This is a genomic window from Bacillus cereus group sp. BfR-BA-01355 (assembly GCF_022663675.1).
GTDB classification, from domain to species: Bacteria; Bacillota; Bacilli; order Bacillales; family Bacillaceae_G; genus Bacillus_A; species Bacillus_A thuringiensis_S.
In genome coordinates this window covers 1-226 of the sequence record NZ_JAKUFY010000459.1, presented here as the reverse complement: position 1 = coordinate 226, position 226 = coordinate 1, and the positions used below count along the sequence as shown (strand labels likewise).

Sequence of the window (226 nt, the reverse complement as noted above, 5' to 3'; positions counted from 1 at the left end):
AGAACAGAAGAAAGTAGAAGAACAGAAGAAAGCAGAAGAACAGAAGAAAGCAGAAGAACAAAAGAAAGTAGAAGAACAGAAGAAAGCGGAAGAACAAAAGAAAGCAGAAGAACAAAAGAAAGTAGAAGAACAGAAGAAAGCAGAAGAACAGAAGAAAGTAGAGGAACAGAAGAAAATAGAAGAGCAAAAGAAAGTAGAAGAGCAAAAGAAAGCAGAAGAACAGAAA

The 226-nt window shown here is 35.0% G+C and carries 1 protein-coding gene; it reads left to right on the top strand.

All coding sequences use genetic code 11. The features are described 5' to 3' along the window. On the top strand, positions 1 to 226 hold a 226-nt coding region (locus tag MR167_RS33855; RefSeq protein WP_242316309.1), incomplete at both ends, for a hypothetical protein.